This window comes from Roseomonas sp. WA12, from assembly GCF_054165765.1.
Genome location: NZ_CM135108.1, coordinates 4611461 through 4636323 on the forward strand (window position 1 = coordinate 4611461; position 24863 = coordinate 4636323).

At 68.5% G+C, this 24863-nt stretch carries 20 protein-coding genes; 7 read left to right on the top strand and 13 right to left on the bottom strand.

Annotated features, from left to right (window positions below):
* Positions 1 to 413: 413 nt before the first annotated feature.
* Complete coding sequence (gene asnB, locus ACVBD7_RS21775; protein WP_458095330.1) at positions 414 to 2342, top strand: asparagine synthase (glutamine-hydrolyzing); 1929 nt, start codon at positions 414 to 416, stop codon at positions 2340 to 2342.
* A 9-nt stretch (positions 2343 to 2351) separates the two neighbouring features.
* Here the strand turns inward: asnB and ACVBD7_RS21780 are convergent, their stop codons facing one another.
* The 3 genes from ACVBD7_RS21780 to ACVBD7_RS21790 are packed head-to-tail and all read right to left on the bottom strand — an operon-like array spanning position 2352 to position 5535.
* Positions 2352 to 3053 (bottom strand): TylF/MycF/NovP-related O-methyltransferase, encoded by a 702-nt coding sequence (locus ACVBD7_RS21780; RefSeq protein WP_458095331.1) that lies wholly within the window; start codon positions 3051 to 3053, stop codon positions 2352 to 2354.
* A gap of 20 nt (positions 3054 to 3073) precedes the next feature.
* Positions 3074 to 4582, bottom strand: a complete 1509-nt coding sequence (locus ACVBD7_RS21785; protein WP_458095332.1) for an oligosaccharide flippase family protein — start codon at positions 4580 to 4582, stop codon at positions 3074 to 3076.
* Between the two features lie 44 nt (positions 4583 to 4626).
* Positions 4627 to 5535: a polysaccharide pyruvyl transferase family protein gene (locus ACVBD7_RS21790; RefSeq protein WP_458095333.1), complete on the bottom strand. Its 909-nt coding sequence runs from the start codon at positions 5533 to 5535 to the stop codon at positions 4627 to 4629.
* A gap of 316 nt (positions 5536 to 5851) precedes the next feature.
* On the opposite strand from ACVBD7_RS21790, the gene ACVBD7_RS21795 reads away from it, so the two are divergent.
* Together ACVBD7_RS21795 and ACVBD7_RS21800 are read left to right on the top strand one after the other, a co-directional pair.
* Complete coding sequence (locus tag ACVBD7_RS21795) at positions 5852 to 6874, top strand: GNAT family N-acetyltransferase (RefSeq protein WP_458095334.1); 1023 nt, start codon at positions 5852 to 5854, stop codon at positions 6872 to 6874.
* 164 nt (positions 6875 to 7038) lie between these two features.
* Positions 7039 to 8010, top strand: a complete 972-nt coding sequence (locus tag ACVBD7_RS21800) for a glycosyltransferase (protein WP_458095335.1) — start codon at positions 7039 to 7041, stop codon at positions 8008 to 8010.
* A gap of 313 nt (positions 8011 to 8323) precedes the next feature.
* On the opposite strand, the gene ACVBD7_RS21805 is transcribed toward ACVBD7_RS21800, so the two are convergent.
* Positions 8324 to 9322 (bottom strand): hypothetical protein, encoded by a 999-nt coding sequence (locus ACVBD7_RS21805; RefSeq protein WP_458095336.1) that lies wholly within the window; start codon positions 9320 to 9322, stop codon positions 8324 to 8326.
* A 134-nt stretch (positions 9323 to 9456) separates the two neighbouring features.
* Between ACVBD7_RS21805 and ACVBD7_RS21810 the strand changes: the two genes are divergently transcribed.
* The 4 genes from ACVBD7_RS21810 (at position 9457) to ACVBD7_RS21825 (ending at position 13568) form a co-directional block, all read left to right on the top strand.
* Positions 9457 to 10425: a hypothetical protein gene (locus tag ACVBD7_RS21810; protein ID WP_458095337.1), complete on the top strand. Its 969-nt coding sequence runs from the start codon at positions 9457 to 9459 to the stop codon at positions 10423 to 10425.
* Between the two features lie 38 nt (positions 10426 to 10463).
* The gene (locus tag ACVBD7_RS21815) at positions 10464 to 11654 is read left to right on the top strand and encodes a glycosyltransferase family 4 protein (protein WP_458095338.1); all 1191 of its coding nucleotides are present in this window, start codon (positions 10464 to 10466) and stop codon (positions 11652 to 11654) included.
* 36 nt (positions 11655 to 11690) lie between these two features.
* Entirely contained in the window at positions 11691 to 12692 is a 1002-nt protein-coding gene (locus ACVBD7_RS21820) for a glycosyltransferase family A protein (RefSeq protein WP_458095339.1), read from the top strand.
* Positions 12693 to 12824: 132 nt separating this feature from the next.
* Entirely contained in the window at positions 12825 to 13568 is a 744-nt protein-coding gene (locus ACVBD7_RS21825) for a YdcF family protein (protein ID WP_458095340.1), read from the top strand.
* Between the two features lie 19 nt (positions 13569 to 13587).
* Here ACVBD7_RS21825 and xrtA read toward each other — a convergent pair whose 3' ends face one another.
* From xrtA to ACVBD7_RS21870, 9 genes are all read right to left on the bottom strand, one after another.
* Entirely contained in the window at positions 13588 to 15000 is a 1413-nt protein-coding gene (gene xrtA / locus ACVBD7_RS21830; protein ID WP_458095341.1) for an exosortase A, read from the bottom strand.
* A gap of 422 nt (positions 15001 to 15422) precedes the next feature.
* Positions 15423 to 16076, bottom strand: a complete 654-nt coding sequence (locus ACVBD7_RS21835) for a PEP-CTERM sorting domain-containing protein (RefSeq protein ID WP_458095342.1) — start codon at positions 16074 to 16076, stop codon at positions 15423 to 15425.
* 444 nt (positions 16077 to 16520) lie between these two features.
* A complete protein-coding gene (locus ACVBD7_RS21840; protein ID WP_458095343.1) occupies positions 16521 to 17753 on the bottom strand; it encodes a TIGR03087 family PEP-CTERM/XrtA system glycosyltransferase in 1233 nt (410 codons plus the stop codon).
* A 1-nt stretch (position 17754) separates the two neighbouring features.
* Entirely contained in the window at positions 17755 to 18801 is a 1047-nt protein-coding gene (locus ACVBD7_RS21845; protein ID WP_458095344.1) for a FemAB family XrtA/PEP-CTERM system-associated protein, read from the bottom strand.
* Positions 18798 to 19691, bottom strand: coding sequence for an XrtA system polysaccharide deacetylase (locus ACVBD7_RS21850; RefSeq protein WP_458095345.1), 894 nt, complete (start codon positions 19689 to 19691; stop codon positions 18798 to 18800). Before ACVBD7_RS21850 ends, ACVBD7_RS21845 begins: the two co-directional genes overlap by 4 nt.
* The gene (locus tag ACVBD7_RS21855; protein WP_458095346.1) at positions 19688 to 20668 is read right to left on the bottom strand and encodes an AAA family ATPase; all 981 of its coding nucleotides are present in this window, start codon (positions 20666 to 20668) and stop codon (positions 19688 to 19690) included. The genes ACVBD7_RS21850 and ACVBD7_RS21855 overlap by 4 nt, the downstream gene beginning before the upstream one ends.
* A 13-nt stretch (positions 20669 to 20681) precedes the next feature.
* The gene (locus ACVBD7_RS21860) at positions 20682 to 22340 is read right to left on the bottom strand and encodes a TIGR03016 family PEP-CTERM system-associated outer membrane protein (RefSeq protein ID WP_458095347.1); all 1659 of its coding nucleotides are present in this window, start codon (positions 22338 to 22340) and stop codon (positions 20682 to 20684) included.
* Positions 22341 to 22359: 19 nt separating this feature from the next.
* A complete protein-coding gene (locus ACVBD7_RS21865) occupies positions 22360 to 23319 on the bottom strand; it encodes a hypothetical protein (protein ID WP_458095348.1) in 960 nt (319 codons plus the stop codon).
* On the bottom strand, positions 23316 to 24863 hold the full coding sequence (locus ACVBD7_RS21870; protein WP_458095349.1) for an XrtA system polysaccharide chain length determinant: 1548 nt from the start codon (positions 24861 to 24863) through the stop codon (positions 23316 to 23318). The genes ACVBD7_RS21865 and ACVBD7_RS21870 overlap by 4 nt, the downstream gene beginning before the upstream one ends.

The following is a 24863-nucleotide window of genomic DNA, read 5'->3' on the forward strand; positions in this document are numbered from 1 at the left end:
CTCGCGTCACCGACTCGGACAGGTAGTTCAGGCCCGGACGGGCAGTCAGGCTGTAAGTGCGTTGAGTAGCATCAGAATCGACGCCCAGAGGCCCAAAGCGAAGGCTGCTATGATCACCACCGCAACCGGCCACGCAAATCGTTCCGAAGAAGCGATCGGCTGCGCGCGGAGGGTGAGAAGGCTTGACCTTTCGACGTCTAGACCCGGCATGGTGGCGATCCTGCGATGAATATGGGTTGGATTAGCTGAAGCCTGTGACCCTTCACTTTCGATGGCCGGTATCTCCGTCCACCTCTTCATCTAGTCTAATAGTGGCGATCCGGAAGGGTTGCAGGTGCATTTTGCACGCAAAGGTTGACGATCCAACCGGGTCCGCACCCTTAAGGCGCATAACACGTTTGTGAGGAACACTTATGTGCGGAGTCGTCGGGGTTTTCAACCCCACCGTAACGACGGTGCCCGATTCACGACTGTTGCGACGTATGGCCCAGGCGCTTCGCCACCGTGGGCCTGACGGGGAGGGCTATCATGCCGAGGCCCATCTGGGATTCGGCCACCTGCGCCTCGCGATCGTGGATCTGGCGGGCGGGGCGCAGCCCATGTCCACGGAGGGAGGGGAACTCACCGTCTGCTTCAACGGCGAGATCTACAACCACCTCACCTTGCGCCGAGAGTTGGAGGCGGCCGGCCACCGCTTCCGTACAAGCTCTGACACCGAGGTGATCCTGCACGGCTGGCGCGAGTGGGGCCTGGACGTGCTCACCCACCTCAAGGGCATGTTCGCCTTCGGCCTCTGGGATCGCTCACGCGGCGAACTGCTGATCGCCCGTGACCGCCTGGGTGAAAAGCCGATGCATTACGGTGAGCTACCGGATGGCACGATTGCCTTTGCGTCCGAGCTCGCCGGCCTGCTTGCCCTTCCGGGGATGTCGCGCCGGATCGATCCGGCCGCCGTCGACGACTACATGGCCCTCGGCTACGTGCCTGATCCGGCCACGATCTATGCCGGCATCCGGCGGCTCCCGGCCGGCCACTTCCTTCTCCTCCGCCGTGGTGAGGCCGGAATTCCCGTGCCTCGCCGCTACTGGCAGCCCCCGACCACCGCCCTCACAGCGGGAGCGGACGCGCCGGCCGAGCTTGCCCGACGGCTCGATGCGTCGGTGCGCGCGCAGCTGATGTCGGACGTGCCGCTTGGCGCCTTCCTTTCTGGCGGGGTGGATTCCAGCGCGATCGTTGCGCTCGCCGCCCGCGCGGCGGCAGAGGAAGGGGGCGGCCCGCTCTCCACCTTTACCATCGGCTTCGAGGGCAGGGAGGACGAGCGGCCCGCAGCGGCGGCCCTCGCCGTGCGCCTCGGCACCCGGCACCACGACGCGGCCGGAGGGGTGGACTACATCGCCGCCTCGGCGGAGCAGGCGCGGATCTTCGGCGAGCCGTTCGGCGACCATTCCGCCGTGCCGACGCTCGCGGTCTGCCATCTGGCGCGGAAGCACGTGACCGTTGCGCTGTCGGGCGACGGCGGCGATGAGGTCTTCGCGGGCTATCGGCGCTACCGCTGGCACAGCCTGTCCGAGGCGGTGCGGTCCTTCGTGCCGGCGAGAATGCGGAGGCAGGTGATTGGGGGGCTGGCATCGGCCTATCCACGGCTCGCCTGGGCGCCGCGCTGGCTGCGGGCGAAGACGACGCTTACCGAGATCGCGCTCGACAGCGCGGCCGGGTACTACCGCACGGTCTGTAAGCTGCACGACGACCGCCGACGCGGGCTCTACGCCGCATCGATGCGGGCGACGACCGACGGGCATGACCCTTCGGCGCGCTTCGCCGCGCTGATGGCCGAATGCGACCCGGAGGACGGGCTGCTGCAGGCGCAATATGCCGACCTGCACACCTATCTGCCTGGCGATATCCTCGTGAAGACGGACCGCACGAGCATGGCCGCCTCGCTCGAGCTGCGGCCGCCGATCCTCGACCACGACTTTGTCGCCTGGGGGATGGCGCTGCCGGCCTCCGTCAAGCTGAACGGCGGCGTCGGCAAGCGGGTGCTGCGGGAGGCGATGGCGCCATTCCTGCCGGCGGAGCTGCTCTGGGGGAAGAAGCGCGGCTTCGCCGACAGCATCGGCGGGCAGTTTCGCGCCGGCGCAGAGACGGTGCGGGCGCGGCTGACCGGGGCTGCAATGGGCGACAGCGGCCTGTTCGACACGGGAGCGCTGGCGCGGCTGGTGGAAGAGCACGCCTCGGGGGGCGCCGATCACGCCCAGGCGATCTGGCAGCTCCTGGTGCTGGAAGGCTTCCTGGCGGGGGAGGGTGCGGCGCCCGGCCTGGAAGCGGCGGTGGCCACGGCCTGAGGGCGGCGGTCAGCGCCGCCGCAGGATGACGTTGTCGCCGTCCTCAAAGGCGTAGTCGGGCCGCGCACGGAGGAACTCCTCGGTGGCGGTCCGGGCGCCGCCATAGGCGTGGTAGTCGTCCATGATGATCGCGCCCCCGGGCGACACGCGGTCCGCGAGGGTGGTCAGCACGTATTTCGCCGGGTCGTACCAGTCGCAATCCACGTGGACGAGGGCGAGCGAACGACTCGCGTAGTCTGGCAGGGTGTCCTCGAAGAGGCCCCTGTGCAGGACCACCCGCTCGCCGTCCACGGGTGCGCCATGGCGCGCGAAGGATTCCTTCACCACGTCGAAGAGGTTCGGGACGTAGCCGTAATAGGTGTCGCCGCCGATGCCGCGCGATCGGCCGGCCGCGATCTCCTCGTAGCGCGCCTTGGAGGTCGGGTCGTCCTTTTCAGAGGTGGGAGGGGGGATCATCCCGAACACGTCGAAGCCGTGGAACTGGCGACCATCGCGGAGAGCTCGCCCCGCGAGCAGGATGCCCGAGCCTCCGAGGGCGAGGCCGAACTCGGCAAAATCGCCGGCGACTCCCTGGCGGCGAAGTCGGGCCGCAGTCCTCTCCAACCGAAGGAGCTTGCGCGCTCCGAGCATTGTCAGGCGTTCCTGCATAACGGCGCGTGCCTGCCGGCTGAGCGCCGCAAGGAGAATGGCCCGCTTCAATCGTTTCAGCATCGCCGTCCCCGCTCCGTCGATTATGGCGTTTCCGGAACAGTGTTGCTCCGCAGCAGCGGGGTGGCAAGGCGGCCGGGCAGGCGGTGCAGCAGCGCCGTTTCCGCACTGCGCGGACGGCCCATCGCCCACCATAGGCCGAGAAGCGCGGCAACATAGATGGTGGCGCCGAGGGCAACCTTGAGGGCCGCGGCGACGGGCAGGGCCAATCCCTCCGTGGGCAGCCACGACAGGCCGGCGAGCATGGCAAGGCCAGCCAGGACCGGTCGCAGGAAAATCCCGGCCAGCGCCGAGGGGCGGCCGAGACGGGCGAAGATGAAGGCGTAATCAAGCACCGTCAGGGTCACCGACACGGCGGCGTAGGTGATCGCGACCGCGAGCACACCGCCGAGCAGGGCGGCGGCGAGGCAGGCGGCCGTGAGCACCGCCGCGCGGAGGCCCCAGAGGAAGGCGGCTTGGTGTTGGCGATCGAGCGCGGCGAGGATGCTGCGATTCAGCCCTGCCACGGTCTGCCCGGCCACGCCGATTGCCGTCCAGGCGAGAAAGGGCGCAGCGCCGGCCCAACGCGGCCCGAGCAGCAGTCCCGTGATCTCCGGCGCCGTGGCGGAGACTCCGAGCCCGGCCGCGGCAGCGACGATCGCGCCGGCGCCGACGGCCTGCCGTGCGGCCTCGGCAAAGCGGGCCGGCTCGTCGCGCAGCCGTGCGAGCCCAGGCAGAAGCGCTGCGGCGGCCGGGGCGACCATCTCCGAGACCATCGTGCGGGAGAGGTCGCGGCTGACGTGGTAAAGGCCGAAAACCTGCGTGGAGACGAGACGTCGAACCACGACCTCGTCCACGGTGATGGCGACATAGGTCGCGAGGCTTTGGACGAGCGTCCAGAACGAGAAGGCGAAAAAGTCGCGCGTCTTCGTCAGGCTGAAGCGCGGCCGGTACGGATAGAGGGTGTAGCTGCCGGCGACGTGGAGGACGGTGCCGATCAGGCTTCCCCAGACAAGGCCCCAGTAGCTCCGCGTCCACCACGCGGCCAGAACCACGGCGACCGCCACCGCGACCTTCTGGAAGACCTTCAGCACGAACTCCTTGCCGAAGGCGAAGTCGCGGATGAGGGTCATAGAACCGGGGCTGGTCAGCGCGTTCAGAACGGGCGTCACGGCGAGCCAGCGCAGCACCTCTACCAGGGCGGGCTCCCCGAGGAAGCCAGCAGCGGCCGGCGCGCTGAGCCAGATGGCGAGGGTCACCCCCGCACTGAAGAGGAGGTTGAGCGTCCAGGCCGTGTGCACGTGCTCGGGGTCGACCTGGCGCAGTCTCACCAGCGCATCCCCGAGGCCGATGCTCTGCAGGATCGCGAAAAGGCCGACGACCAGACTTGCCGTGCCGATGATGCCGAAATCGACCGGGGTGAGAAGGCGGGCGGTGAAGAGCACCGAAACGAGGCCGATCGCCCGGATCACGAACCGAAGAACCACCATCAACGCGGCGCCGCGCATGACCAGGGCCGCCAACGGCTCCGCCCGCGGGGCCGCAGCATTCACGGCCGGCTCGTTTGCGGAGGGTTCTTGCAGCGGCACGGTCCGGGTCAGCTCATCCAGGTGACGTGCGGGAAGCGGTGCCGCATCGAGAACTCGTAGATGGCGCGGATCTTGTAATAATTATTCGTATAGAGCCGGGTCGGGCGACCGAGCAGCCCAGCCGCGATGGCGACGTGGAGCCGGTTGGTGCGGATCTCGTCGAAGGACATCAGCGTTCGCAGGAGCGAGCGGGAGGCGTGATGCGCGACCGGCGCGGGCGAAACGCCGTACATGAACACGATCGGAAGGTCGACGTTGTCCTCGGGGATGGGGATGTCGGTCGCTTCGCCGTCCCGTCTGAAGCAGTTCAGGACGCCCCCCGGCGGGCGTGCCAGCAGCCGGGCCGCAACCGGTCCGGGCGCCATGTAACGCCGGACGTTGTCGAAGGAGGTGTGCCCGTCTCGCCTGATGACTTTCTGGAGGAGGAAATGGGTCAGCATCGCCGTCGCGTTGAAGCTTTCCGCCCCGTTCAGCAGTTGCTCGACATCCAGGCTGAAGGCGAGGTCCTCCATCAGGAGGGTTTCGTAGCGTCCTCCACGACCGCGGACGTAGTCGTGGCTCACGGGCTCGCGGCAGATGACCGTCACGTTGCTGCCGAACGCGTCGAGCAGATCGTCCACGTCCTTGATGGTGTGCGGCAAAATGACGAGGCGCTTCGCCGTCCGGTGGATCCTTTCCAGGGTCCTGTAGGAGTGCCGGCCCTTCTCGTAGAGATTGCCCCCACCCCCGTAGAGGACCACCTTCCCCGCCGGGTCAAAGCTGCCGAGATGTGGAATCCGGTAGCGGATGCCCAGCTTGTCAAAGGCCTGATAGGTGGCCGAGGACATAAGGCTGTCACCGGCATTCCCGGGGTTAGGCAGGAACATCACCTCGCTGCCTGAAAACTGCGCGAGGTAGCCGCGAATATCCTCGTTCATCGTGGACCTGCTGCCATCCCCGACATCTGCGCGCAAAGTGTCCGCATCGTCGGGGGAGGATATCGAGACGTTTGTTGTCGGATTAGCTATGTCTCCTCCTAGCATTTGAAGTCCTGCCGCTCAATCGCCCTGGCCGGTGCGGTGCGGAGATGGGACATGGCGGCTAGCCCGGGGGACGCTCCGGCTGCGACACCTTGCCACACGTCCACTGGAGGGAGTTGCCGCGACCATGCCACCGAGAGCCGCGCGTCCCGTGGCCCGTCTTCTTCCAGTAGGAAACGGGGGACTTCCCGGCTGGTGTGAGCCTTTCCTGGACGTGCCGGAGAGGGGCGAGTTCTTCGCGTCCCGCGCCTGGTACGACCTTCTCCTCTCTCAAGGGCTGCCCCAGGGAGGCGAGGCCTTGCTGGCGGTGGCGGACGGTGCGGTCCTTCCTCTGCTCCGTCAGGGCCGCCGGCTCTCGGCAATGACCTCGCCCTACACGCTGGACTGGCGGCCACTCCTCGCACCGGGCATCCAGGGGAGCGATCTGCGAGAGGCCGGGCGGGCGCTGGGCCGCCTCCTGCGCTTTCGAAGGCCGATCGCGCTGGACACCCTCGATCCGGACTGTCCGGGCCTGCCGGAGCTGCTGGAGGGGGCGGCGCGGGCGGGCTTGCGCTCCCTTCACTACATGCACACCCGCAATTGGCACGAAGTGCTGGATAGCGGTACCGGCTGGCAGGATTATCTCGGGACGCGGCCGCCGGCGCTGCGGAATACGATAGCCCGCAAGCTTGCCCGTGCCGGGCGTGAGACGGAGTTCGAGCTCCTCGCGCTTCCCGGAAGCGATCTTGAGAACGGGATCGCGGCCTACGAGGCCGTTCGCGCGCGGAGCTGGAAGCCCGACGAGCCCTTCCCGGCCTTCGACCGCGCGCTGATCCGGAGAACGGCAGCGGCGGGATGGCTGCGCCTTGGGGTGCTGAGGGAACGGGCGGGTGGTCATCCCCTGGCGGCCCAGTACTGGGTCCTCGACCGGGGCGGGCGGCGCGCGACGGTGTTGAAGCTCGCCCACACTGAGGAAAGCCGGGCCTCATCCCCGGGCACGGTGCTGACGGCCCGCATGATCCGCGCGCTCCTCGAGAAGGACGGCGTCTCGGAGCTCGATTTCGGGCGTGGTGACGATGCCTACAAGCGGCTCTGGGTCGGGACATGCCGGCAGAGGGTCGGCGTTCTCCTGGTCGACCCGCGGCACCCGGCGGGGCTGCTCGAGATGTCGCGCCACGCGGCGGGGCGGCTGCGCGGGGCTTTCGGCGCCTTCAGAAAACGGCTCGCAATCCCGCCGACCCCCCCTGTGCAGGCCTGAGGCGCCCGGTCAGCGAATCGGGCTGCTCCTCTCAACGACGTGCCCTCGTTGGAGCGGGTCGCCTGCGCCGGACAGTTGCGCAACGGCCTCACCTTCTGCAAAGCACGTCGTGCCCGCCGCAACATCCTGCGCAAGTGGTCGCATCCGTTCCCGGGAGTGAAGCCTTGCCCGATCCGCTGCACACCTCCGCCGCCTTGGGGCACGAGCGCCCTGGGGATCCGGCCAGGCCATCGCGGCCTTCCGTTTCCTTCGCGGTCTTCGCCTACAACGAGGAGGCAGGGATCATCGGCTGCCTCGATGGCATCGCGGCGTTGGCGGGGGAAGCGGATCTGCGCGTCCACGTCCTCATCAACGGATGCACCGACGGGACAGAGGGGCTTGTCCGGGCCTATCGCGCGCCTGGCGTCGATATACACCCCGTCGTCATCGCGCGCGGCGACAAGGCGAATGCCTGGAACACCTATGTGCACGAGATCGCGCCGCTCGACGCGGCCGCGCACGTCTTCACGGATGGCGACATGATCGTGTCGCCAGGATCGGTGGTGGGCTTCATGGAAGCCTTCGAAAGGGAGCCCCGGGCGAATGGCTGTGCGGGCCTGCCCCTTTCAGGTCGCTCGCGCCAAGCCTTTCGCGACAAGCTCGTCCGGAACCACGAGATGGCGGGCAATCTTTACGCCCTGCGCGGCGGCGTGGTCGCCGGCTTCCGGGCGAAGAACATCCGCCTCCCATTCGGCGTCTTCGGCGAGGACGGGCTGGTGACGACCCTGGTCAAGTACGACCTCGATACGCTCGGGCAGCGGGACGACGGACGCGTCACCGCCTCGCACAAGGGCGGATTCGCCTATCCCTCCCTGAACCCCCTATCGCCCGGGGACTGGCGCATCTACCGGAACCGCCGGATGCGCTACGCGGTCCGGCGGCATCAGGCCTCCATGCTTTATCCACTGCTCTTCTCGCGCGGGGTGGAGGCCATGCCGGTGCATATCGTGGACCTCTACCGCGAGCATCTGGGGGCAATGACGTTGCGCGGCGGGCTGAACGGGGTGTTCGACCGAATCGCGCGGGACCGCATCCTGCGCGACGGGGCGGCGGCCGAGGCAGCGAAGGGAGAGGAGCGGGCGCATCTCTACAGTTGAAAGGGGCTGGGCGCGGTTCTTCCCTGCATCCGGGACTGAAAAGGGCATCGCCCTCCGCTCCTCACCCGCCAGGAGCCTTCTGCCTTCTTGCAAGATTGCCTTGGATAGGATGGTCGAAGGGGGTCTCTGACCCTACCGCGACCACCCCGGCCTCAGGTCACCTCAAATCCGGGGCTCAAGGCGCGAGGCAGGATGAGAGGGGAGCGGTGACCAGAGGCAATGATGACGCGTGGGGGAGCGTTTTCGATAGTCCTCAGGTGTGTAAAGTTTCCTGACGGATTATGCACGCGTGCCTCCGGCAGAGGGATGCGGCTCAACCTGCTCCATGCGACATGAGTTCGGCGATGGTGCGTCGGCCGCACGCGACATAGACGCCTCCGGCAAAGCGGGACGAGCCGACAAAGTGCAGCAGCGCGCAGCGTTCGGGCTCCGGCACGCTCGGGTCCAGGCAGGCATAGTCTGGCCAGGGCAGCACCCGGCCATTCGGCGCATTGGCCACGAGGTAGCTTGAGGTGACCTGCTCCGTTCCCCAGCGCGACCAGGTCGCCCGGTCCAGCCGCGCTTCCATCGCGCGGGAGAAGGCCTCAGCGTCCGCCCGGGTCAGCGTGCCGCGGGCAAAGCCGGCGAAGCCCGCGGACCCGCGCACGTAACGGCGCCCGAGGATGCCGTCCTCCCCCGTCGCAGGGAGGGAGGGAAGGACGAGTTCGGCCCGGGTCTGCAATGCGGCCTGGTCACCCGCCGCCACCGCCGCTGCCGCCGCCTCGAGGGAGACGATGAACATCCCCTCGCCTGAATTAAGCGTGAAGCAGGCGTTCGCCGCGATTGCCTCCGTCACCTGCGGGATCCGGCCCATGGTGAGGACGTCGGAGTCGAGCTGCACCACGTACTGCTGCGCGCTGAGGTCGAGGATATGGAGCAGCCGCTCCCAGCAGCCGCCGCGCGGGCAGGGACCGGTAGGCAGGCCGTCCAGCCGCGTTGTCCCGATCCCTTCCACATGCTGCCCGAGGACGGCCCGGTCGGCCTCGGTCAGCGAGCCGTCGTCGAGCACCGTGACCGCCACCGGGCCGATCCCATCCTGCGCCAGACGGCGCATGAAGGACTTGATGGCCAGGAGATACATGCGCAGGTGCTCGGTCCGAACCATGCTGACCACATGCACCGGGGCGTCTCCGGCGGCGGCTCGGACAGGCGGGGTGCGAAGCACGTCGCGGCATGCGCGGTCGAATCTCGCCTGCGTCAGGCGCCGGTAGTAACTCGATGCGGTGAGGCGATCACGCAGACGGGCAGCGGAGCGCGAAACAGGATTGGCCATGCTCTCTTCCTATCCGGTCCGCCCCGGATCGAGAAAGGGGCGCCGGTCACCTCTCAGGCCCACCCTCCGCTTGCTGTGCGGTGGCCCAGGCCCCATTCTGGGACACTTACAGTAATAGGGACCGTTTCGGCCGCATGCGAATCGGTCAGCATCTGGCAGCGCTGCTCGGCCTCTCGACGGGCCAGGTCGAGGCGGAGCGAATCGCCCGGGCCCGTGAGCGGTCCGAGGCAGCCCTGCGCACGGGGCTCGCTGATTTTGCGACACCCGAGGGCCCTCGCGCGCGCCTCTCGCACGGGCGGCGTGATCTCGTCATGGGCCTCGCGCTCAACTACGGCCCAGCCGAGCTCGCGCCTTTTCTGGGTTCGCTTCGCGCTACCGGCTACGGTGGGGATGTCTGGCTCCTGACCGGGGCCGTCCCGCCCGACACGCGCGACTTCCTCGCCGGCCATGCCGTACGGGCCCTGCCCTTCACTGCCATTCACACGATGGCCATGTCGATGAACTCGTCGCGCATGTACCGCTACCTCGATGCGCTGGCCGAGGCGGCCCTCAACCTGTCCGATGACGAGTTGCCGGGACGCGTTCTCCTCACCGACACACGCGACGTCGTGTTCCAGGCAGACCCCTTCGCCGCTCTCGGCACGTCACGCCTGCGCTTCCATCTGGAGGAGCCGCCCAACCTTGCCGGCTCACCCATTAACAGTGACTGGCTCGTGCGCGCCCTCGGCCCTGAGGTGGTGGCAGAGATCGGCCACCACCCGGTTTCCTGCGCAGGAACCCTTCTCGGCACCGCGGAGGCCGTCTTTGAGTATCTCTGTATCATGGGACGCATGCTGGCTGACGTGCCGCCGGAGCATCGCCACTCCGGCGTTGATCAGGCCGTCCACAACGCGATCCTCTGGCGCGGCCTCGTTGCGGGCGCGGAGTCTGTCCCCAACGGACAGGACGTCCTGACGATCCCCGCGGGTGGCCTCGGTTCCCTCGCGGTTCGCGATGGACACCGCCTGCGTGACGCCGATGGACGCCTGATCGCGGTCGTTCATCAGTACGACCGCGATCCCGGGCTGGCTGCCGCGATCGCCGCGCACCACGCGGCGGCGTAGTGCCGGCCGCACCCGGGTGCTACGGGGTTTTCTCCGCCATGCCCGCGCGCTGCCTGATCGTCTGCCACACCTTCCCGCCCATGCTGGGCGGGTCTGCCGGCGTTTACGAAGCCCTCGCCCGGCACGCGGACGGGAAAATCGCGGTGCTGACCTCCCGGTTGGACGCCGCGACGGGAGAGGAGCGGCCGGGCTGGCGCGAGAGCGACGCGAGAGCGTCCTACGCGGTCGCACGGATTGGCCTTGTGCGCCCGCCACTGCCTTCGGCCGCGCACCGGAACCCGGTGCTGCGGCACGCGGTCTGGGCCGCGCGCGCGATTCGCCTTGCCGTTGCCGTCGCGGCCATGGCGCGGCGGCACCGCGCGACGGCCATCCTCGTCTGCGACGATGAAACGGTGGGCTGGCTCGTCCCCTTCGCGCGGCGACTCGGGCGGCGCGCGCTGGTCTACTGCCACGGCGATGATCTGGTGCAGGAGGATGCGGCGGCCCGGGACGCGCGGGGACGCTGGTTCCGGTCGGCGGACCGGGTAATCGCCGCCGGCCACTTTCCCGCACGGCAACTCGTCGAGCGCTACGGCGTCCCGGCCGGGAAGGTGACCGTACTCTCGAACGGGGTGGACCTTGCCCGTTTCCGCCCGGCCCCGCCCGACCCGGCGCACCGCGCGGCGCTCGGGCTGCAAGGGCGGCGCGTCATCCTCGCGCCGACGCGACTTGTGCCCCGAAAGGGGGTGGACCGGCTGATTGAGGCAATGCTCCAGGTCCGCGCCCGCCACCCGGACGCGATCCTCCTTGTGGCCGGCGATGGACCGCAGCGGGCGGCGTTGGAGCGAATGGCTGGGCCGGACGACGCCCGCTTTCTTGGCGCTGTTCCCGCGGCGGAGATGCCCGGCCTCTACGCGCTGGCCGAGGTCGTCGCACTGCCGAATCGGGCGGAGGCAGGCGAGAGCGACGGTGTTCCCCTCGTGCTGCTGGAGGCGGGTGCCTGCGGCCGGCCCGTTGTGGCCGGGCAGGCGGGCGGCACGGACGAGGCGATCGTGGACGGGGTGAACGGCCTCCTCCTCGATGGCCGGGACCCCGGCGCCATCGCCGACGCCGTATTGCGGCTGCTGGAGGATGGAGCACTTGCCGCCCGGCTCTCGGCAGGCGGGCTGGAGGCCGCGCGCGGAGCCGGCTGGGAGGCAAAAACGCGGCGCTTTCTCGCGATCTGCGAGGGGCACGATCCGGCGGGATGATGGCGCCGCGAGCGCGGTTCGGCTAGCGGAGTATCCATGATCGAGGTTGTCATCCCCGCCTACAACGCCGCGCCCTTCCTGCGCGAGACGCTGCTCAGCGTGGCCGCCCAGACGCTGCTGCCGGCGCGTGTGACCGTGGTGGACGATCGCAGCACGGATGGCACCGTGGCTGTGGCCGAGAGCTGCGCCGACGAGTTGCGCGGCCGCCTGCCGATCCGCGTGCTGCGCAACACCGGCCCGCAGGGTCCATCGGCTGCACGAAACACCGCGATCCGCGCGAGTGAGGCCGAGTGGATCGCCCTTCTGGACTCCGACGACCTTCTCGCGCCCGACCATCACGCCCGCTTGGCAGGGCTGCTGCGCGCGGCACCGGACGCGGTGCTGGCCTTCGGCGACAGCACGATTTTCGCAGGCGACAAAACGGTGGTGCCGAGCCTGTTCGCGGTAAGCGGACTTGCCGAGATGCCGGCCGAGGAGATCGCTTCCGGCTGCCTCACCTTTGGGGCGAGGATGTTCGATGAACTACTGCGCACGGGCGTCTTCTGCACCTCGGCCTGCCTGTTCCGCCGCGATGCCGCGGTCTCCGCTGGGCTTTTCGACGAAGCGATGATGTACAGTGAGGACCAGGATTTCTTCCTTCGCCTCTCTCTGCGGGGGCTGTTCGTCCTCACGCGCGGGACCGTCACCCACAAGCGCGTGCACGACACCAATCTTTCGCACGGGCGTAACGCGCTGCGTTTCTCCCGCGGAACATCGGAGGTTCTCGCCGGGCTGGCGATGCGGGGGGAGGGTGGGGGCGTGCTCCTGCAGCCGGAACAGCGGCAGGCCGTGGCCGCAATGCTGCCGCGGAGCCTCTCAGGTTATCTCTACCTCGCCTCCCGATCCGGCCCCCGGGACTACATACGGGCCGCGCGCCTGGCCGGGCGCAGCGGCCATGGCTGGCTTGCGGCACGTCCGCGCCATCTTCTGAGAACCGTGCTGAGCCCGGTCGCGCACCGTTTCCTGCCTGAACGGTGGCGGGGCGCCCGACCATCATGACGGGCTTCGGCCCAGCGGCACATGCTCCCGCCGATCCAGGCAATGCCACTCGTGCCGAGGGGGTGATTGGCAACCGGGATGAGGCGTTCCCCTGCGGCCAGTTCTGACGAACCGAGTCTTCGAGGTCCTCCCTTGTCCGCACAGGCCGTCCTGACGAACCTCCTGCTACCGCCGTTGGGTCTCGTGCTCGCGATGCTGGTCGCCGGCCTTCTCGCATGGCGCGGCCGGCGCTGGGCAGGTGCCGCCGCGGTGGCCGGCGCATTGGGCGTGCTGCTGCTTTCCACGCCCTTCGCGGCAGGGTGGCTGACCGCGTCCCTGGAGGACCGGCTGCGCGATACCCCGCTCTCCGGCCAGGAGGAGCCGCGCGCGATCGTTATTCTCGGCGGAGAGATGGCGCATGGCGATGCCGGGCCGGAGGTCGGCCCTCTGACCCTCGAACGCCTTCGGGCCGGCGCCGCGCTACATCGGCGCTCCGGACTGCCCGTACTGGTCACGGGGGGGCCGCTCTCGGGCAGTGCACCCCCGATTGCGGCGTTGATGGCGGCGAGCCTGGAGATGGACTTCGGAATCCGGCCGCGCTGGGTGGAGGTGCGCGCCCGCGACACGCGCGATAATGCGGCCTTCAGCGCTGCGATGCTGCGGGCCGAGGGGGTGGGATCGGCCCTGGTCGTCAGTCACGCCTGGCATCTGCCACGCGCCCTGGCCGCCTTCGGGCGGCAGGGCTTCCCCGCCAGGGCCGCACCGGTACGCTTGGATCCGTGGCCATCCGGAGTTCGATCGGATTGGGTGCCGCGGCCCGACCATCTCGCCCAGAGCTGGTTTGCCCTGCGGGAATGGGCCGGGCTGCTCGTCTATCGCCTCCGCGACGGGGAATGAGCCGCGCGGCGGGGCGGACTCAGCCGGGCGGACGGCCGGTGGAGGCCGCCGCAGCCTCGGCCGCGATCGCTCCACCCCGCGCCCGTAACAGCGTTTCGAGGACTGCCCGCTGCCGCAGGCCATCGAAGCCGGTGTTCTCCGTCCCCAGCGTCACCGCGACCAGCACGGGTACGCCCGTTCCGAGCCCGAGGCTGTTCCAGGCCTGCTCCGCGCGGCTCGTCATTCCGGTGCCGGCAGGACGTCCGTTGAGCCAGGCGGCGAGGGCGATCGTCGTGCCACGATCGGCGGATTGCCGAGCGCGCCAGGATCCGTTCGGAGCGCCGACGGGAGTGAATAGAAGATCCTGATCGTCGCCGCCCGTAAGGCGGCCGCGCTCGGCAGAAACGGCGCCCCAGGTCACCTGCCCCGGGAAGACGAGCATCTCCGCCCGAACGGTCACGCCGCCGCAGATCAGGGTGCCCGGTCCGGCAGGCGCGCCGCATCCTTCCAGTTCGGGGATGTGGACGAGGCGGCGCTCGGGGGCGCGCCCGCCCGCCTGCCCCAGAACCGCGCCAAGGGACGGCCCTGCCAGTGTGATTACCGCGATGATCGCGACGGCGGTCGCGAGCGAACTCGGCCGGACAGGGGCAGGCGTAACGATCCGGACGGGTTCCGGCGCCGTGTCCTCGCGGAAGGGCAGTCCGGCAAGGGTGAGCAGGAAGATGACAGCCGAGAAGAATGCCCAGCCGTAGATGACGTGATCCGCCGCTGCAGCCTCGGCACTGCCGAGATAGCTGCCGAGCGCCACGATGCCGAAGGCGCGCAGGCCATTGGCGATGACGGGGATGATGACGGCGAGGATCAGGACGATCAGCCGACGCCCCGGGCTGCGGAACATGGTGAGCGCGTAGAGAGCGCCAAAGGCAACGGCGGCGATGAGGAAGCGCAGGCCGGCACAGGCCTCCGCCACCAGAAAGGTGCCGGCCGGCGTTTCGATCACCAGGTCGTCCACAAAATGCGGGATGGCGGTGAGGTCGAGCCCGAGATCGATGAACCGGGCAGTGACGGATTGCAGCGCAGGCGTGACGAAGGCACCGAAAGGCACGAGAAAAACCAGGTAGGCCAGCGGCGCGGCCATGGTCCGGCAGACCGGCCAGCCAAGAATGCCGAGCGCGGTCGCCCAGACGAGGCCGATCACAGCGAGCTGGCGGCCCTCCATAATGCCGAGACGCTCGGCGGCGAGCCAGGCGAGGGCGGGAGGGATGGCGAGCAGCGCGAGGAGGGGAGAGGGACGGGGTGTGAGGCCGATCAGGCGATGGCGGCGCGACCACGCGAGGTAGCCGACGATCGGCAGGACGAGCCAGCAATGGTTGTAGGTGGCCGAATTATCCCAGACCCGAACTGCAGCCGCGACCTCCTCGGAGAAGGCAAAGGCGAGGACTGCGAGGGCCAAGCCGGCAGCTGACAGGGCAGGGAACCACGCGACTTGGAGTGCCGTCCGGGTTTTCTGGTCCGCCGGGGTGGAGCGGCTAACGGGTCCGGAAGAAGGCTTACCGATCTGCGCTTGGTCTGGTGCGCTGGACAGCGTTTCAGGCCGCCGTGCTGCGATCCTCATGCGCCCAAGGGCCTCCACACTCCCTTGCGGGACGTGTAGCGCAAATCGTCCTGACTCGGAACATGTATCTCCCGACGAAACGCGTGCTGGTTCTCGGGGATTCCGGCGACTTGCCCTGCTTCAGTGGCGGGGCGACTGGCGCGGTGGTCTCAGGATTTGCCGGGGAGAAAGACGAAGGAGGTGTCAACATAGTTGACACCTCCTGACGTTTTCCGGCGGGGAGTGCCGACAGCACTTCCCCGGCCGGTATCAGCCTTGGATCAGGCCGAGCGGCGCGTGCGGCGCAGACCGGCGAGGCCGAGCAGGCCGGCGCCGAGCAGAGCCATCGACGCCGGCTCCGGAACCGCCACGCCCGCATTGGTCGTGAAGGAGAAGAGCGTCTCCGCAGGCCGGCCGCTACGGCTGTTGGTCGACAGGCTGTAGGTGCCGAGCGCGGAACCTTCGGCCGTCGTGAACCGTGCGGTGCCGGAGACGGTGACGCTGGTGGCGTTGGCAGGGACCAGGTTGTTCAGGCTGACCTGGCCCGAGAGGATCGTCAGCGACAGGAACGGGCTGCTGAAGATGATCAGCGGCGCGCCCGCGGGCACGGTCGCGGCATTCTGACCAGGGAGGCGCGCCGGGCCCGAGAACTGAAGGTCATTGATGACCGCAGTGGTGCCCTCGTAGGCGGCGAAGGAGCCCTCACCGCTCTCGATGTTGATCGTCCCGGCATTGCCGAAGCCGTTGCCGGCCAGGTTACCGCCGGCATTGCCGAAGTCGAGGCGCGTGGCGTTGGCAACACGGACGCCCGTGTTGTTGTTGTTGAGGTACTGGCCGTCGCCCGTGGCGCTGAAGACGCCGACGATCGGGGCTGCGAAGGCGGCGCTCGCCATCGCGACGGACATCACCGAACCGAGAAGAAGGTTCTTAAGCATAGCTTGCTATCTCCTGGCGCCGCCACATGGCTTCGCTTTCTGTAGACATAGCAACGCCCGTGCCAGTTTATAATCTGTTGAAAAGACAAAGTAAATTTTGGAACGTTCTAAACTGCTTCAAGAAGTGTAAAGGATTCTTACAAACGCTTGTCCATCTCCGCTAAGTTTCCTGACAGGTGTCGTTGGGCTGGCGGTAGGAAACGGGAGCCAGCGCGGCGCGCGTTCAGGTCCTGATCGATCTCACGCAGCAGCTTGCACGCATCAGGAGATGCCGCGCCCCAGTTTCCTTGACCCTCACCAGCTAGGCACCTGCAACATGTTATTCGGAGGTGTTCGCGTGCAGCTCGGATCAACTGGTCTCGGGCTGCGAACAGGATCGCCCCACCACTCCCAGGGAGGCGGACTGTTCCTCCTCGGCGACGATCATGGCCGCGGCGTCGGCGTTTACACGTCGTCCCGAACGGTCGGCAGGGCCTCGTCCAGGCGTCGCAGGGTCGCGCTCCAACGATGCGCCTCGATCACCGCTTTGCGGCCGGCCTCTCCCAGCCCCGGATGTTCCCCGGCCAGGACCTCGGCGACGCACCGCGCCGTCTCCTCCGCCCCGTCCGCGACCAGCAGATCGCGCCCGGCGGTCGCGCGTACGCCTTCATGGGCCTGGGGGGATGCAATGACGGGGCGGGCCATGGCCATCGCCTCCAGCACCTTGTTCTGGATGCCGCGGGCGATTCGTAGCGGGGCAACAACTGCAGCGGCGTGGGCCACATACGGCCGGACGTCCGGGACCCGCCCTGTCACCCGCACCCCCGGTCGTGCCGCCAAGGCCTGCACCGCGGGGGCGGGGCTGGCGCCGACGATCCAGAACTCCGGCGGGGCAATCCCCTTGGGCGGTGCGGCGCGCAACCGCGGCATGACCTCGGTGGCGAACCAGGTGACCGCTTCGACGTTCGGGCGGTAGTCCATCGTGCCGGTGAAGACGATCGCGGGCGTCCCGTTGGTGAAGGGGTCCGGGTAGCTCTGGGCAGAATCAAAGCGCGCGAGGTCGACGCCGTTCTCGACGTAATCCACTCGCGGGGCGACCTCCGGGGCGAGCTCGATGAAGCGGTCCGCTTCAGCCTCGGAAACGAGGAGGGTACGGTCGAAGCTGGCCGCCGCACGCCGCTCGAAGGCCAGCAGGGTGCGCGCCTCCCGCGACCAGACCTGCCGCATCGGCGGACGGCCGCCGGCGGCATAGGCAAGCCACTTCTCAGAATCGACATCCACCATGTCCAGGATGCGCCGCGCGCCGGACCGCTCCGCCTCGGGGCCCATCGCGTAGGGGGCCATGGCGGAGGAGTAGACGAAGGCCGCATCGTAACGGCCATCCGCCAGCCCGCGCTGCGCCCAGTTGAACAGTCCGGGATGGTGGAACCAGCCGAGCGAGAGCGGCTGACCCGGCCGCACTCGCGTGAGTGCCCGCGCCGCGCCGCGCCAGCCCCCCTGGACCGGCCGCCACTCCACCGCCGCGCAGCGGCTTTGGAGAACCGGCACATGCTCGAGATCGGCAGGGTCGTCCACCAAGAAGCCGAGTTCCACATCCCAGCGGTTCGCCAGGTGATCCAGCATGTGCCAGGCGCGGATCTTCTCGCCCTTTTCGGGCGGGTAGGGGATGCGATGGCAGAGGAAGAGGAGGCGCGGCATCCTAGCCGAGGCCGCGCACCAGGGGCGGGCCGAGAAGATTGGCGACCGGCACGGGCAAGCGCTTCCAACCGGCGATGAAGAGCCGGTACTTCGGGTTGTTCGGATTGTTGTCGGGCACCCGCGCGCCATCGGCCAGCTGGTAGCAGTAGTGCAGGTGCTCCGGCTCGAAGCCCCAGTTCCGCTTATAGTCGAAGGCGCCGGTGTCGATCTTGCTGCGGCCGAAGTCGAACAGCGTCGCGCCGCGCTCGCGGTGGGCGCGGCGCATCACCTCCCAGTACATGAAATCGTTCGCTGACAGGCCGCGGGCCTCCCGCGTGCCGCCGCCATAGTAGGGAATGGCCTCGCCGCGGAAGTGGAAGTTCAGCACGGCGCTGACGGGCCGGTCCTCATGCAGGACGGTGGTTACGTCATGCTCACCGGGGAAGGCCTCCGCCAGAAGGCGGAAATAGCGGCGTGGGAAGACAGGGCTGCCGAGATTGCGCACGCTCTCGGCGTAGATCCTGTGCAGGCGGTCCGTGTCGCTGTCCGAGACCGAGCGCAGGGCGTGGCGGTTGATGGCCTTGCGAACCTCGGCGCGCTGCTTGCGGGGAATGTTGCGCTCCATCCCCTTCACATCGTCCTCGAAGGGCAGGATCGGCTTGCGGAAGGTGAAGTAGAGAGGCGCGCGCTCGGTCCAACCAGGATCTGGCGCTCCGCGTCGCCGGAATTCCAGGGCCGGAACGCCGAGACGGCGGCGGAGGTCGATTGCGTGCGATTCGAGGGCGGCTGCCGCCTCCGGGGTTGCGGTGACCGCACCGCCGTAGACACAGAAGGGAGTGGAGGCGAGCAGGTCGCCGAAGAGGCGCGTCCGCATGCGCGCGAGAGGCAGCACGCCGACCACTGCCCCGTCCTGCTCGGCAAGGGTGTAGTGCGTCCTGTGCCGGAAGGCGCGGCGGATCACCTCAGCCCAGGCCGCCCGGTGAAAGAAGGTCGCGTCCGGCGCGGTGCGCACGAACGCGTCCCACGCGCCGGCGGAGGCGGCATCCAGTTCCCGCAGCTTCACGGTCATCCGGCGGCCCCTGCCGCGACGGCCGCCCGGGGCGCTACGACGGCCTCGGGGAAGACCTCGTCCATGCGACCCCAGCGGAAGTCTCGCAGCAGCCGTTCCAGCCGGCCGGCCATGCTGGCGAGGCCGGTGCGGTGGCGGAACTGGGAGAGCCGGCCGGCGTCGGGTACGCGGGGCTGGTCCGGATCGATTTCCCATGGATGGAAGTAGAAGAGGCCGGGCCGGCCCTCGACGACATTGACGCGCCGCAGCCCGAGGCGAAAGGCAGCGTCGGGCAGGATGCGGAACCAGCCACCGCCGGAGCAGGGCAGGTTGCGCCCGGCGAGGCGGACGGTGGTCATCGGAATCTCGATCACGCCGTCCGGCCGCGGCCGGTGCGGGCCGCGCGGCGCTGTGTCGTCACCGTAGAGATCGTGTCGGATCGGGAAGAGGGAGGAGCTGTAAAGGTGCCCCTCCTCGGCGAGGACGGCGTGGGCCCAGGGGGTGATGCGCGGGCCAATGGAAAAGGTGGGCGCGCGATAGCCGCGCACAGCAACCCCGCCCGCATCCTCCAACAGGCCCTTGGCGCGTCGGATATCCTCCCGGAAGGCAGTCTCGCCGATGGCGTGGACCAGTTCATGCCCGTGGCCGTGGCTGGCCAGCTCGTGCCCCCCGGCGACGATTCGGCGGATGAGCGCCGGGTGGCGCTCCGCAACCCATCCGAGGGTGAAGAAGGTCCCGCGCACGCCGGCACGGGCGAAAAGCTCGAGCACACGATCGGTATTTGCCTCGACGCGCCGGTCGAGCGTTTCCCAGGTGTCGCGGCGGATCGCGCCCGCATAGGCCTGGACTTGGAACCAGTCTTCCACGTCCACACTCATGGCGTTCAGGGTGGTACGCGAGGAGACGCTCACAAGCGTCGCCCCCCCATCTGGCCGAAGAGGTCCATCAGTTGCGAAAAGGCGCGCTCCCGGCGGGCGGAGGTGCGCTCGAGGGTTTCAACTCGGTCCAGCAGGTCCTCGATCCGCGCGTCCAGCCCACGCGCCCCTCGCACGGAACCGGTGTCCTCGGCGGCGAGTCCGCCAATCGGGCCGAGGTCATCCTCCAACTCGACCGCGGTCGCCTCGGCCATCGCGGCGGTGATGTGGGGCGCCTCCTCCAATGCTCCGGCGAGCAGGATGCGGGAGCAGAGGCGATTGATCCGGCGGGGGATGCCGCCTGTGTGGCGGAAAATAACGTCGAAGGCCCCGTCCTCCCAGGACGGGTTGCCGGACCAGCCGATCGCGCGAAGCCGGTACTCGATGTAGGAGCGCGTCTCGACCCGTGACAATCCGCCGAGGTGATAGGCGGCGAGAATGCGCTGGCGAAGCTGGTCGAGGTCGGGGCTGGCGATGGTGCGGCGGAGCTGGGGCTGGCCCACCAGAATCGTCTGCAACAGCGCGCGGCTACCCTCGGTAATGTTCGAGAGCATGCGCAGCTCCTCGAGCGCCGCGGGCGAGAGGCCCTGGGCCTCGTCGACGATGAGAATGCGGCGGCGGTCGCCCTGGCGCAGCGCGGCCATGATGCCGCGCAGCACGGCGGCCTTGTCGCCCTCGGGCGAGGAACCGAAGGCGTCCGCCACAAGGCGAAGCAGGTCGTCGCCGGCGACCTGGGTCGTCATGATGCGGGCGACGATGTAGGCGGCCGGGTCGAGTTCGGAGCAGAAGCGCTCGACAAGGGTCGTCTTGCCGGCACCGACCTCTCCGGTGACGACAATGAAGCCCTCCCCTTGGGAGAGGCCGTAGAGGAGATGCGCGTGGGCGCGGCTGTGCACCGAGCTGGGGAAGTAGAGCCGGGCGTCCGGCGTCATCAGGAATGGCGGCTCGCGGAAGCCGTAGGTGTCGATCTGCACGCTGGCAGTCCTCTCAGAAGTACTGGCGCAGGGAGACGAGAACGGTGTTCTGGAGGGCGCGGCCGGCCCGCCCCTCGTTTTCAGTGCTGCGCACGGCGTAGCGGACCGACCCGGTCAGCGTCGGCGTGAGGGCCCGCGCCAGGACCGTCTGGAAACCGATATTCGTACCCCGCCCGGCGAAGTCGGATTGCGAGATGCCATAGCGAACCGAGGAGCTGATATTCGTGCCTGGCGCAAGGGCGCGGGACCAGCCCAGGGAAGCCGAGGTGGACTCCTGGGCGAAGGCGATACCTCCAGGGGCCGCCAGGACTGGCTCCCGCTCCTCGTGGAACAGGCTCAGCGTGAAGGTGTCGCGCGTCCAGGACTGGCTCGCGGCGGCGATGGCGCGGCGGACCTTGAACAGACCACTCTGGGAGGCGAGGAGCGGCGAGCCGCCGGTGACCGAAACCGGCAACCCGGACGAGCTGTCCACGGCGTTACCCTGAGCATCCACCCGGACGGTGTTGAGCAGGTCGCTGTTCTCAAGCGCGGAAGAGGTGATGCCCTCGTTGTAGCGGGCGAAGAGGCGAGTCCGCACGCCGATCGGGAGCGAGGCGTTGAGAGAGAAGGAGGTGAAGCCGTCGCGCTCCCCGTAACGGACCACGAGGAGGCTATCGGGGGCCGGAGCGAAGCGCAGGCCGAAGCCCCAGATCGGGTCCTGGATGATAAAAGGCCGCTGGCCTCCGTACCGCTCGTCCTGCCAGCCGCCGTCGACGACGGCAGCCAACTCCCGCGTCAGGGAGTAGCGGAGTTGGAGGGTGTGGATGTAGCGGTGCGCATCTTCATAAATGCCGCTCCCTTCGTAGACGGTGTTGCTTGTCTGGGCGAAGTAGGCAAACGGGCCCCAATCCACCCCCGAGCGGATGGCTGCGAAGCCCTCATGGGCGACGAAATCCTGGCCCGAGAAGAAGGGACGATTGCTGCCTTCGGCGAAGGCGTCACGGCCGGAGATGCTCGATTGGCGGAAGCGGTAGCCGACGCGGACCGTCGCGTCCCCGCCGAAATGGTGCTCGAAATAGGGGCGGATGGAGAGGTTCGTTGTCTGAACCCGATCGCGACGGTCCGTCGAGGTGTCCTCGAAGCCGACAAATTCGCCGAAGACTGACCGGGCGTCGCCGCTGCCGCGCATGTCTACGAAAAACAGATCCGGCACGAGTGTGACGAAGAGCTGGCCATTGAAGAGGTGGTCGACCCGGCTCTGGCTCTCGTCAATGAAGTAGTGAGTCAGCCTGGGCGCGTAGGTGGCGGCGCCGCGGACGGTCGGGGTATCAGCCAGCAGGGTCAGGCGCGGGCCAAGCCGGACAAAGACGTCCCCGCGCCGGTTGGTGCGCTCATTGCGAATGTTGTCCGTGGCGCCAACCTGACCTTCCAGGCTCGGCACCAGCCGCCAGGGCGCGGCCGGGACGCCGGCCGGTGGCCGCCCGGTGTCGAGGACGCCGTCACCATACCATGACGGAGCCGCCGGCAGGGCGCCCACACCAGCGGATTCGCCACTTGGAATGGCGGCACCGAAGTCGGTCGGCTCCGAGATCCCCGGTCCGGCAAGATCGAGGGAGGCGTCCGCAGGAATCAGCTGTGCCCGTGCTCCCACAGCTGGAAGGACCAGCAGGAACGCGCCGAGTGCAAGCCGCATCACGTGCCTCGCGGAGAGGTCAACCGCCATTATAGTCGTACGCACCGAAGCTGTCCTTGGAGGCCATGGTCGTCCGGTTCAGCAGGAGATGCAGGGTGGAACAGCCATCGAGAAGATCGAGCGCGGATTCGAGCTCGCCTCGTTGCGTGCTCTCGGCCTGAACCACCACTACCACCTGGCCCACGACGGAAGCGATCGCCGCTGGTTCGCTTGTGGCCAGGCAAGGGGGGGCATCCACGATCAGGACACGCCCGGGCATCGCTCTCGCGAGCCGCGCGAGCGCGTCGGCGAGCCGGGAGCCGGAGGGCCGCGCGGACGAGTCGGCCGGCACGGGACCATAGGGCATGAAGCCGAGCCGGGGGATCGACGTCGGCACGATCAGGGTCTCGGGGCGAACGAGGGGATCGATGGCCAGGAGATCCATGCCATGGGAGGCTTCCTGCCCGAGCAACTCGGATAGGGAGCCCTTCTTCGTTCCATCCACGTCGATCAGGATCACCTGCATTGCGGTGTCCATGGCCAGCCTTCCGGCAATGTTCACGGAGCAGAAGCTCTTCCCCTCGCCAGGCTTGGCGCTGGTGATGAGCACCGCGTGGGACAGCCGGTCCTCAGCTGGTTCGGCTGCATCGATGGTGCGCAGCAGCTGATGATGGACGACGCTGAGCTCTTCCGTGATCCGGCTTCTGGCTTCGTGGCCCTGCAGCGTCGCGAAGCCGGCTTGGCGAAGCGCTTCATCCGGGATCGGCGCTGGCCGGATGCGGCGAGGCACCCCTTCTCCGGCCTCACGTGCCGGTGCGGGACCGGCGGCCGGCGCGGCAGGCGTAGCGAGGATCGGGGCGGCGTCCACCTCGTGCCGCACGCCCACCTGTACCGGCACCGGCACCGGATTGGTCAACGAGACGGGAGTTTCGGTTCGGGCATGGCCGAGAGCCTCGGCCGCGCGCTCAACCAGATGACGACGGGGCTCGGCGGTGGTCATGTGATAAAGCGCCCGACGAGCGCGGGAAGCCGCGCGATCAGTACGGGCCCGGCAAAATTGAGGGCTCCGTAGGCCAGGAACAGGAGAGCGATACCGACAGCGAACACCGTCGTGCCGACGACCCGGCGTTGCGGTGCATCGACGGACGAGATGCTGCCGAGGACGGAGAGACCGACCTTCTTGAGATCGGCCATCGTGTAGAAGCTGCGGTCAAACTGAGCGAGCAGGAATGCCAAGGCAACGCCCGCACCGAGGCCCGCGGCAAGCACTATGGCTGCAAAGAGAGGACGGTTCGGGCCGGTCGGGGTGGGCGGAACGAAAGGAGGGTCGACAACCTCCAGGCGCACCCGATCGGCCCCGGTGCGCGCAGCGCCGGCGATCTGCACGGACTCGCGCCGTTCCAGCAACTCCTCGTAGGAGCGGCGCAGGACGTTGTAGTCACGGTCCAGATTCTGGAATTGCGCCTGGAGCTGCGGCGAGGAACGGGCCAGGCTTTCCAGGCGTTCCACCTGTGCCTCCTCGTCCCGAACCTGTCGCTCGAGCGATGCGACCTGCCCCTCGGCCTCGATCAGGCGCACGCGGATTGGTTCGTGGGCAGGATTCGGGCGCTGGGTGCTGGTGGCCGAACGGGCTGCCCCGCCCCGGCCAGCGGACAGTGACCCGCCCGAGCGCGCCTCAGCAAGCGCGGTGCGTGCGGCGATAACGGCCGGATGCTGATCGGTGTACTGAAGGCGCAAGTTCCGCAATTGGCGCTCTGCTTCGAGAAGGCGCGGATCCCCGGTCCCGCCACCACCGCCGCCGCCAACCGTTTCGGTTATGGTAGCGGGCGTGGAGGCGAGGTACTGGCGGACGCTCTCCCGGCGAGCAACCGCGTCCTGCAACTCGCCGCGCAGGTTCTGCAGGCGGGTCCGTCCCTGATCAAGGCGCGAGGCGCCCTGCGCGTCGGACGGAAGAAGATCGAGGTAGCGAGCCCTGAAATCCGCACGGCGCTGCTCGGCCTCGCGAAGCTGCGCCTCATAGGTGGCGACCTGCTGTGCCACGAAGGTCCGGGCATTATCCATCTGCTGCCGGTCGTTCGCGGTAGCCTGCTCCATGAAGCGCGTGAGCATGGCCTGGACCACGTCCCGCGCACGCTGGGCATTGTTGTCCGTGTAGCTGATGGAGAAGAGATTACGCGCGTGGGCGGTAATACGGATATTGCGCCCTAATTCGGCGAGCATCCCTTCGCGAGCGGCAGCGCTGTTTGCGTTCAGGTCCATGCCCGTGCGCGTCGTCACCCATTCAAGGTTCGGACGGCTCAGAAGGGTCCGCTGCAGCAGCTCCACCTGGCTCGCCGAGGCGCTGTCCACCGCGATGCCGCGCAGGAGCTGACCGAGGATCGCATCGGCGTCGGCGTAGATCCGCGTGCTTGCCCGGAACTGGTCCGGCATCGTGTGGACGTAAGCCCAGCCCCCAAGGCAGATAGCCCAGGACAGGGCGAGAGCCTTCCAGCGATGGCGCCAGCCAGCCCTGGCATGGCGCTTGGCGTCAGCGAGAAGCTGCAT